We start from the raw sequence: 11,739 nt of genomic DNA, 5'->3' as shown, positions 1-11,739 counted from the left end.
ATGAAGAAATTGATCTTGAAAAGATTATGACCCATTTGCAGATGAGTCTGCCTTATTATATGATCCCCAATGTGATCATTCCGTTAGAAGAATTTCCATTAACTCCAAATCAAAAAATTGACAGAAAAGCGCTTCCGTCAGTATCGTCAGAAGATATTTTCCGCAAAAAATATGTAGCACCACAAAGTGAAATTGAAAAAGGACTGGCTTTAATCTGGGAGGATGTATTAGGGATCAAAAATATTGGAGTTACCGATGATTTCTTTGAATTAGGAGGACACAGTCTATTATTAGGACAGGTGATAAACAGAATTCAAAAATTATTGGGAGGTTCTGTAGGCTATAAAGACTTTTTTACCAATCCTACTATTTTCGGTTTAAGCAAGGTTATAGAGATTAGTACTTATGTTACAATTCCAAATGTAGAAGAATCAGAATCTTATCCTTTAACACCTTCTCAAAATAGATTATGGGTTTTAAGCCAGTTACAAGGAGGTGAATTGGCCTATAATATGCCTGCAGCAGTTATATTAAAAGGAATTATTGATATCAATAAATTTCAGGAAGCATTTCTTAAATTAATAGCTCGCCATGAGATATTAAGAACTTCATTTAGAGCCAATCATGAAGGAGAAATTTCTCAGTTTATTGTTCCTGTACAACAGGTAGAATTTAAAATTTCAAAACAGGATTTTTTACTTTCAATGATAAAGAAAAGTCAGTTGAAGATTATTTAGTACAAGAAAATAACAAAATATTTGATTTAGAAAAAGCACCTCTGATGAGAGCTTCACTCATCAGGTTAGAATCTGATATTTATATGTTTTTCTTATCTCTGCATCATATCATTTGTGATGGATGGTCGTTAGAAGTTATAATATCTGAAGTTATAAAAATCTATAATGCACTAACGCTGGAAAAAGAAAGTGAATTACCAGTATTAAATATTCAATATAAAGATTATGCTGTGTGGTTAAATGACATTTTACCACAAGAGAAATATAAACTTTCAGAGCAATATTGGAAGCAGCAGTTTATGGGAGAATTGCCAGTATTGAACATCCCAAGTTTTAAAATACGTCCATTACATCAGACACATAATGGGAACAATATCACCCATCAATTTTCAAAGGATTTTCTGGAAAAGTTAAAAGGATTTTCAGTAAAACAGGATGTTACTTTATTTATGACATTAATGACAGGTATTAATAGCTTATTGCATGTATATACAGGTCAGAATGATATTATAATAGGAATCCCAATTGCAGGAAGAGAACATCCGGATTTAGAGAATCAAATCGGGCTTTATTTAAATACGCTTGCAATTCGTACTGTGTTTGAAAAAAATATTTCTTTCTTAAAATTATTAAAAAAACAAAAAGAAATTTTACTGGGGGCATATGAACACCAAAATTATCCGTTTGATGAACTGGTAAGTAAATTAAATTTAAAAAGAGATAGTAGCCGTTCAGCTTTATTTGATGTTTTAGTGGTATTGCAAAATCAGTCACAATTAAATAACCTAGGTAATGAAGAGCTGGTAAATCTTGAGGTAAGTAATTACAAGGTTCCGAGAAAATCTTCTCAGTTCGATATCAGTTTTACTTTTGTTGAAACCACTGTTTTAGAGTTAAACATAGAATATAATACAGATATCTATGATGCTTCTCTTATTGAAAGAATGTTTTTCCATTTTGAAAAAATTCTAATAGAATCAATAACGAATCCAGAATCAACAGTTCAAAATATTCAGTATTTAAAAGACGAAGAAAAAAGAAAGTTATTAGTAGATTTTAATGCGACTCAGGTTATTTATCCACGGGAAAAAACCATTGTTGATTTATTTGAAGAACAGGTTGCTGAAAATCCGGATAATATTGCTCTCTTATTTCAGGAAAAGGTATTTACATATGCAGATTTAAATAAAAAAGTAAATCAATTGGCTTTTTATTTAAGAGAAAATTATGCTATACAATCCAATGATTTTGTTGGGATTAAATTAGAGAGAAGCGAGAAAATGATTATCGCTATTTTAGGGGTATTAAAATCGGGTGCGGCTTATATCCCGATCGATGTAAACTATCCGGAACAAAGGATTGATTACATAGAGAAAAATAGTAACAGCAAACTTGTTATTGATGCATCAGAATTGGAAAGATTCCTTCAGAATTCGGAAAATTATTCAAAGAATAACCTTCAAAAAATTCATACTCCAAATGATTTAGCTTATGTTATTTATACTTCAGGTTCAACGGGGAATCCTAAAGGTGTAATGATTGAGAACAGCTCTCTGACCAATTATCTTATTTGGGCAAAAGATTATTATTTAACCAATGATTTAACGAATACAAATTTTGGTCTATTTACTTCATTATCATTTGATTTAACTGTTACCAGTTTGTTTTTACCACTCATTAGCGGAGGATGTTTACAAATAGCAGAACCAACCAGTAATTTGATAGAAATTTTTCAGAACTACTTAGAGAGTGATATATCCTGCATAAAGCTGACACCTGCTCATATTAGTGCTTTAGAGGGGCTAGGTTTAAGATCAGACAAAATTGAATTGGCAATTGTTGGTGGGGAAGAACTTAGAAAAGAGCACATTGAAATATTAAAAAGTATCAATCCGGCAATTAGAATTATTAACGAATATGGTCCAACAGAAACTACGGTTGGCTGTACCATTTATGAGGTTACATCTACGGAAGAGCCTATTTTAATTGGTCGTCCTATTGCTAATACTTCTATTTATATTGTTGATGAATTCAATAATATACAGACCGAAGGAATTACAGGAGAAATTTGTATTGGAGGTTCAGGTCTGGCAAGAGGGTATTTGAACCGTGAAGATTTAACTTCAGAAAAATTTGTTTCTAATCCATTTCAGGAAGGAAAAAAAAATGTACAAAACAGGTGATTTAGGAAAATGGCTGCCTAATGGTACTATAGTGTTTTTAGGAAGAAAAGATCAGCAGGTCAAACTTCGTGGATACCGAATAGAATTAAGTGAGATAGAATCTGCAATCACACAATTTTCTAAAGATATTAAACAAACAATAGTAGAATTAAAAGAGGTAAACTCAGACCCATCTCTAGTTTCTTACATGGTTGCTAATCAGGATGTTGAAACTACTCAATTAATAGAATTCCTCCAGACAAAACTGCCTAATTATATGATTCCCGGTTTTTATATAACAATGGATAGCTTTCCTTTGACTCCTAATGGTAAAATAGACAGAGCGTCATTACCGGGCATATCTGACAATAATATAATTAAGAAAGAATATATAGCCCCAAGAAATGAAACGGAAAGAAAATTAGTTGGGTTATGGAAGAAAGTTTTAGCCGTTGACAATATTGGTGTTTTAGATAATTTCTTTGAATTAGGGGGGCATAGCTTAAAAGCAATGAAATTAATAGGCCTTATCAATACTGAATTTAAAATAAAGTTGGTCATAAATGATTTATTTAAAAATATTGTATTGGAAGATCAGGCTGTACTTATAGAGAATATTAGTGATTTATGTGTTTCTGATGAGGAGAATAATCAGAATAATACTGAAACTGAAATTTTCTCCATTTGATTTGAAAATCAAGTAAATAAGAGAAAGAAAAAAACTAAGGATTAAATAAATTCAATAAGGGAATGCAAGCACTACTTAAAAAATTAACAAGTTCTAATATAAAAATTGATTTAGTTAATGATAAACTAGATATTCAGGCTCCTAAAGGAGTTATGACTGAGGCCTTATTGAATGAAATTAAGCTGCATAAAAATGATTTAATTGAATTTATTTCCTCCTATAAAACTAAAAAGACAAAGAGTCAGTTGATACCGCAGGCTCCTGTAGCATCCAGTTATGTTTTGTCTTCTTCTCAACATAGAGTATGGCTATTAAGCCAATTAGAAAGCGCAAATACGGCCTATAATATGCCAAGCGTTTTTCAATTAAAAGGAAATTTAGCAATCCCGGTTTTAAAAAAGGCATTTCAATCCTTAATTGAGCGTCATGAATCTTTACGGACAGTATTTAAAGAAGAAAATTCAGGAAATGTCAGACAAATTATACTTGATATTGAAGACATCAAATTTAAATTAGAATATGAAGATATAAGCAACAGCTTAAATTTATCTGAAAGAAAAAAAGAGATTATTATAAGTGAAATTGAGTATTCTTTTGATTTATCTAAAGATTCTTTGCTTAAGGCTAAACTGGTTCAAACTTCCTCAGACACTTTTACTTTTATATGTGTCATGCATCATATAATAAGCGACGGATGGTCAAACGATTTGATGATCAATGAACTATTTGCCCTATATGATTCTTTTGTAAACGAGGTTGAAAATCCATTAACTCCTCTGGAAATTCAATATAAAGATTATGCTGTATGGCAGCAAAATCAATTGAAAGAAATTGATATGAGTAATCATAAGAACTATTGGATAAATCAGTTTGAAGGTGAATTGCCCAACTTAAATTTACCAACTTATCAAACAAGACCAGCCATAAAAACGTATAATGGAAGGTCGTTGAAAAAAGTTTACAATGATACCATTTTAAGAGACTTTAATGCTTTATGTCAATCTCAGGGAAGTACACTTTTTATGGGATTATTAGCAACAGTAAAATTATTGTTTTATAAATATACCAATCAGACAGATATTATTATAGGCAGTCCTGTTGCCGGAAGAGAACATGTTGATTTACAAAATCAAATTGGCTTCTATGTGAATACTTTAGCACTGAGAACAAAATTTAAAGGACAGGATAGCTTTTTTGATTTTCTTGCCCATGTTAAAGAAAATACTCTTAACGCCTATAAGCATCAGGATTATCCATTTGATGAACTGGTAGAACAATTACCATTACAACGGGACAGAAGCCGTAATCCTTTATTTGATGTTATGATGACGCTTCAAAACACAAATAATCTAAATGGAGATGCATATCGTTTGGGTGAAATAGAAGTACAGAACTTAGATATAGAGGACGATAAAGTAAGTAAGTTCGACTTAAAATTTTCATTTGTAGAATTAGAAAAAGGATTAAACCTGATTGTTACTTATAATACCGATTTGTATACTCCTGATTTTATCAAAAGACTTTTAAATCATTTCGGTTCATTACTGCAGCTGGTCATTGCAAAACCAGAACAATCAATAGATTCCCTTGATTATTTATCTTCAAACGAAAAGCAGCAGCTATTGTACGATTTTAACAATACTGCAGCAGCATATCCAAAAGATAAAACACTGATTGCTTTATTTGAAAAACAGGTAGAAAAAACACCAGATAATATTGCCGTAATCTTTGAAGAAGAAGAATTTACTTATATCGAAATAAATGAAAGAGCTAATCAGTTTGCCGGGTATTTAAAAGCAAAGTATTTTACTGCTGCTGATGCTTTCATTGGAATCAAGTTAGAACGAAGTGTAGAACTAATTGTATCAATTCTGGGAATATTAAAATCCGGAGCTGCTTATGTGCCCATCGATCCCGCATATCCGCAGGAAAGAATAGAGTATATTGAAAAAGACAGCACATGTAAAAAAGTAATTGATTCGGCTGAAATTGAAAAGTTTAATTCGGTTCGTTTTTCATTTGACAAAACCAATCCTGATAAAACATCAAAAGCAGGAGATTTAGTGTATATGATTTATACGTCAGGCTCTACGGGTAATCCAAAAGGAGTGATGATAGAAAATCGCAATCTGGTCAATTATCTTTTACATCAGATAAAATTTTTAGAAATAGAGCCAAATGAACGGATTGCTTTATTGTCATCTGTTTCTTTTGATGCTTCCGTAGAACAGATTTTTACAGCTTTATTGAGCTCTTCCACATTATGTATTGTTAAAAAAGAAGAGGTATTGGATGCTGAAAAACTGGAAAAAATAATAGAAAAAAATGCGGTTACTCATTTACATAGTGTTCCTAGCTTATTAGTAAACTTAAATCTATGTTCAGCTTTATCCCTAAAAAGAATTATATCTGCAGGTGAACATTTCAAACCTGAATTGATAGATAAATATGTAGAAAAGTATCAGTTATATAATAAGTACGGGCCAACGGAAGCTACTATTTCATCAACAATAGGCCGTGTGCATAATTCAGATAACATATCAATAGGTAAACCCATTTCAAATACACAGGTTTATATTTTAATGATGCTTTAATGCCGGTTCCAGTTGGTATCACCGGAGATATTTATATTTCGGGATCAGGATTATCAAGAGGGTATTTTAATAATGTCTTACAAACAGAGTCCAGTTTTGTTGCTAATCCTTTTTGTGAAGGAACAAAAATGTACAAAACAGGAGACCTGGGAAAATGGAATCCTGACGGTTCTGTTGTGTTTGAAGGAAGAAAAGATTTTCAGGTAAAAATAAGAGGTCACAGAATAGAATTAGGAGAAATCGAGAGTGCTGTTTCTGGGTATTCAGAATCGTTAGATCAAATCGTTGTTGATGTAAAAGAAAAAAACGGGGAGAAAATATTAGTTGCTTATTATGTTTCTCATCAAAATATTAACAAATCAGATTTAAGAAGCTATCTCCAGAATAAATTGCCGGACTATATGCTTCCCGGTTACTATTTAGAGCTGGAGAAAATGCCCTTGACTCCAAACGGAAAAGTAGATCGTAAAGCGTTACCGGATATTTCAGGAGAAGATCTTATCAGACATGAATATATAGCGCCTGCAACAACAATAGAAATTGGATTGGCTAAGATCTGGGAAGAAGTTTTAAATGTTGAAAAAGTCGGAATTACAGATAATTTCTTTGAGTTAGGCGGACATAGTTTAATTATCGTCCAGGTTATTAACAAAACGTTTAAAGAATTAGGAAAAAGTATTTCATTTAAGGATTTCTTTGCTAATCCAACCATTGCCGGTTTAACCAAGAAAATGTCAGATTCAGATTATTCTGCCATTCCAATAGTATCACAATCAGAGTCTTACCTTGTCACTCCTTCACAAAACAGATTGTGGCTGCTGAGCCAATTTCAAGGAGGGTCATTGGCTTATAACATGCCAACGGCTATTAAACTTACCGGAATTCTTAATGTAGAGGTTTTTCAAAACTCATTTAGACATTTAATAAATAAACATGAAATTCTGCGCACCTATTTCAAGATTAATGAAACAGGAGAGTTGCGTCAGTTTATTTTATCGGAGAAAGAAGTTGTTTTTGAAATTGATTTTTTTGATTATCAGGATAAAGAACCAAAAGATCTGGAAAATCATTTGATTACATTAAATAATATTCCTTTTAATCTTGAACAAGCACCTTTAGTCAAAGCAAGCTTAGTAAAAGTTTCAGCTACAGAACATATTTTCTTTTTCTCACGTCACCACATAATAGGGGATGGCTGGTCTTCAAAAATCATGATTTCTGAAATCATTGAGGCGTATAATAATTTATTGGATAATAAAGAAATAAAACAATCTGAATTAAAGATTCAATATAAAGATTACGCAGCCTGGCTGCAAAATGAATCTAATTTAGATGCAATTAAAGTATCTGAGAAATATTGGCTAAATCAATTTTCTGGAGAGATTCCTGTACTGGAATTACCTGCTTTTAAAACACGCCCGCTGATAAAAACTAATAATGGGAGTCATATCTCAAATAGATATTCACACGATTTTTTGAATAAGTTACAGCAATTTTCTAAAGAGGAAAATGTTACTTTGTTCATGACTTTAATGGCCGGCGTTAATGCTTTATTGTATAAGTATTCAGGACAGAATGATGTTATCATGGGTACGCCGTTAGCAGGAAGAGAACATCCGGATTTAGAGAACCAAATTGGTTTATATCTTAATACGCTTGCTATCCGTACCAAATTTAAAGGTGAAAGCAGCTTTTTAGATTTACTTGCCCTGCAAAAACATACTTTATTAGAAGCCTATCAATACCAAAATTATCCTTTTGACCTATTAGTTGATCAATTAAATTTAAAAAGAGACTCTAGCCGTTCTGCATTGTTTGATGTAATGATTGCGCTTCAGAATCAGAATCAGGTTAAATCACTTTACAATACCCAATCATTGCAGGGGTTGGAAGTTGAAGAGTATGTTTTTGAAAACAAAACAGCTCAATTTGACATGAGTTTTATCTTTACAGAACTTGAAGACGGATTATCTTTAACCATACAATACAACACAGATATCTATGATGATTTTTTAGTAGAAAGAATATTTGCACATTTTGAAAACCTGTTAGTCAATTCGATTGCAGATTCTTCAAAAACGGTAGATCAGATAAACTATTTATTATCCTCGGAGAAACAACATTTACTGGTTGATTTTAATGCTACTGAAGTTATTTATCCAAAAGATAAAACAATAATTGATTTGTTTGAAGAACAGGTTGAAAAAACACCCGATAATACTGCTGTTGTTTTTGAACAGAAAGCATTTACTTATCATGAACTAAATGAACTGTCTAATCAGCTTGCTTATTATTTAAGAGAAAATTACAGCATTCAGGCAGATGATTTAATTGGTATTAAGCTTGACAGAAGTGAAAATCTGATTGTTGCAGTTTTAGGAATCCTGAAATCTGGCGGGGCCTACGTGCCGATAGATCCTAATTATCCGCAGGATAGAATAGATTTTATAATAAAGGAGACACAGAGTAAAATAATCTTGGATGATGCTGAGTTGGTATTATTTGTACAGCAAAATCAAAAATATAGAAATAGCAATCCAGAGAGGATAAATAAACCATCAGATCTGGCTTATGTGATTTATACTTCAGGAACTACCGGAAATCCTAAGGGGGTTATGGTTGAAAATAAAAGTGTTGTGAGACTTGTAAAGCCTTGTTCTTACTTTCCTTTGGGTCAAAAGAATACGCTTTTAAGTACTGGAGCTATATCTTTTGACGCAACTATTTTAGAATATTTTGGAACCTTATTAAACGGAGCTAAGCTTATTCTTGCCTCTCAGGATGATTTATTGCAAAATGAAAAGCTGGAAGGAATAATCAATAAAAATAATGTAGATAGTTTATGGATGACAGCTTCATGGTTTAGCTATGTTGCAGATAGTAATATCAATGTATTTAGAAACATTAAACGACTGATAGTTGGCGGAGATGTAGTCTCTCCTCATCATGTGAAAAAGGTGTTGAATACTTTTCCGGGCATTAGAATCAGCAACGGATATGGCCCTACAGAAAACACTACTTTTTCATTGACCCATGAAATTGATCATTCAGATTATACAACGATTCCACTGGGAAAACCCATTTCAAACAGTTCTGCATATATTCTGGATGCAGGTTTAAGTCTTGTTCCGACAGGTGTTGTGGGTAAAATATATGTAGGCGGAGCAGGAGTTGCAAGAGGTTATTTGAATCGTCCGGATTTAACAGGAGAAAAATTTATATCCAATCCATTTGTTCAAGGAGATACACTATATGACACAGGTGATCTTGGGCGATGGCTTCCAGATGGTTCTGTAGAGTTTTTAGGCAGAAAAGACAATCAGGTAAAAATCCGGGGCTTTAGGATAGAGCTCGGTGAGATTGAAACTACGCTGTTACAATCTTCTAACGTTTTAAAACAGGCCGTTGTGGTGACTAAAGGCAGCGAAGGGAACAAAATTCTGGCAGCCTATTATGTATCAGATCATGAAATTGATAAAAAAGAACTTCAGAATACTTTAAGCAGGTTATTACCAGAATATATGGTTCCTGATTATTATGTTCAATTAGATGTTATTCCACTCACTTCCAACGGAAAGGCCGATCTTAAAGCATTACCGGAATTAAATGACAGTGACTTAATAAAAGAAGAATATGTTGAACCATCCACAGAAATCGAGAAACAGCTGGCTGCAATATGGCAGGAGGTACTAGGGTTGCCAAAAATCGGTATTAATGACAATTTCTTTGATCTGGGAGGGCATAGTTTAATAATTTCCCAGGTAATCAACAGAATTCAAAAACAATTGGGAAGTTCTGTAAGCTATAAAGATTTCTTTGCGAATGCTACCATATCAGGATTAAGTAAAATATTGAAAAGCAAAAAGTATTCGGTTATTTCTAAAGCTTCGGAATCTGAATTTTATCCTTTAACGGGTTCTCAAAGCAGACTTTGGGTACTAAGCCAACTTGAAGGGGGATCTCTGGCGTATAATATGCCGGGTGCGGTTCGTTTAAAAGGAAATGTTGATACTGCTAAGTTTCAAACTTCTTTTGAATTGTTAATTGAACGCCATGAAATTTTAAGAACCTGCTTTAAAGCGACTCAATTAGGTGAAGTTTATCAATATATTGTTCCAGCTTCAGCTGTAGATTTTCAAATCATTGAAAAAGATCTTCGTTTTATGATCAACCAGGAAAAATTACTTTCTGATTATTTAAAACAAAGCAATAATGAGACATTTGATCTGGAGCATGCACCTCTTCTAAGGGCCACTATTATACAACTAAAAGATGATGAATTTTTGTTTTTCTTAACGTTGCACCATATCATTGGCGACGGATGGTCTATGGAAATTTTAATCTCCGAAGTAATAAAAATCTACAATGCTTTATTGGAAGAAAAAGAAGCAGAATTGCCACAATTGGAAATTCAATATAAAGATTATGCGGTTTGGCGAAATGAAGAACAAAAAAATGAAGAAGCTTCAGAAAACTATTGGCTGACACAATTTTCAGGGACTCTGCCGGTTTTAGAATTGCCGGGTTCTAATGCCCGTCCCTTGGTGCAGACTTATAACGGAGCAAATGTGACTCAAAGATTTTCAAAAGAATTTTCAGACAGGCTTCAGTCTTTTTCAAAAGAACAGGATGTTACTTTATTTATGACTTTAATGTCAGGAATAAATGCATTGCTATACAGATATACCGGTCAGGATGATATTATCATTGGAACTCCAATAGCAGGAAGAGAGCATTCTGATTTGGAGAATCAAATAGGTTTATATCTTAATACACTGGCAATCCGTACACGACTAAAAGAAGAATTTAGTTTTCATGATTTACTTACCACTCAAAAAGAAACATTACTGGAAGCCTATGAACATCAGCATTATTCCTTTGATTCTCTGGTAGGTAAGTTAAATTTAAAACGAGATATGAGCCGCTCGGCGCTGTTTGATGTCCTGATGGTTTTACAAAGTCAAGGGCAATTGAACAATCTGAACAATGATACGCTGCTAAATCTTGAAGTGAGTCCTTATGAGATTGAAAGTTCAATTTCTAAATTTGATATTACGTATACTTTTGTTGAAACAGATGTGTTGTCGCTTTCAATAAACTATAATACAGATATCTATAATCGTGAAATCATTGAAAGAATGTTTGCTCATTTTGAGAATGTATTAATAGAATGCATAAATCATCCTTCGCAGGCGTTAGAAACCATAAATTATTTGACAGAGCTAGAAAAGCAACAATTACTATTTGACTTTAACGATACAAAAGTTGTTCATACAGAGGATAAAACCCTGGTAGATTTATTTGAAGAACAGGTTGCTAAAACGCCTGATAATACGGCGGTTATCTTTGAAGATCGTATGCTTACGTATCAGCAGTTAAATGAAAAGGCAAATCAGCTGGCGGCTTATTTAAGAGCTCATTATACTATTGCTCCGGACGATTTAATCGCAGTTAAATTGGAGCGAAATGAATTCCTTCTTGTTAGCTTATTGGGAGTACTGAAATCCGGAGCAGCCTATGTGCCGGTAGATTTAAATTATCCGCAACAGCGAATTGAT

Annotated in this window: 5 protein-coding genes; all 5 read left to right on the top strand. The window is 32.9% G+C overall.

What is annotated here, in order from left to right:
* On the top strand, positions 1-737 hold a 737-nt coding region (locus tag ACJ5H0_RS23000), incomplete at its 5' end, for a condensation domain-containing protein (protein WP_411252178.1).
* Positions 738-754: 17 nt separating this feature from the next.
* Positions 755-2,920, top strand: coding sequence for a non-ribosomal peptide synthetase (locus ACJ5H0_RS22995; protein ID WP_411252179.1), 2,166 nt, complete (start codon positions 755-757; stop codon positions 2,918-2,920).
* The gene (locus ACJ5H0_RS22990) at positions 2,904-3,587 is read left to right on the top strand and encodes a phosphopantetheine-binding protein (protein WP_411252177.1); all 684 of its coding nucleotides are present in this window, start codon (positions 2,904-2,906) and stop codon (positions 3,585-3,587) included. The genes ACJ5H0_RS22995 and ACJ5H0_RS22990 overlap by 17 nt, the downstream gene beginning before the upstream one ends.
* A 62-nt stretch (positions 3,588-3,649) precedes the next feature.
* Positions 3,650-6,181: a non-ribosomal peptide synthetase gene (locus tag ACJ5H0_RS22985; protein ID WP_411252176.1), complete on the top strand. Its 2,532-nt coding sequence runs from the start codon at positions 3,650-3,652 to the stop codon at positions 6,179-6,181.
* On the top strand, positions 6,181-11,739 hold a 5,559-nt coding region (locus tag ACJ5H0_RS22980; RefSeq protein WP_411252175.1), incomplete at its 3' end, for an amino acid adenylation domain-containing protein. The genes ACJ5H0_RS22985 and ACJ5H0_RS22980, both read left to right, overlap by 1 nt.

This window comes from Chryseobacterium proteolyticum (assembly GCF_046591535.1).
Taxonomy (GTDB): domain Bacteria; phylum Bacteroidota; class Bacteroidia; order Flavobacteriales; family Weeksellaceae; genus Chryseobacterium; species Chryseobacterium proteolyticum.
The sequence above is the reverse complement of the archived record's forward strand: the minus strand, read 5'-3'. Positions and strand labels throughout refer to the sequence as shown.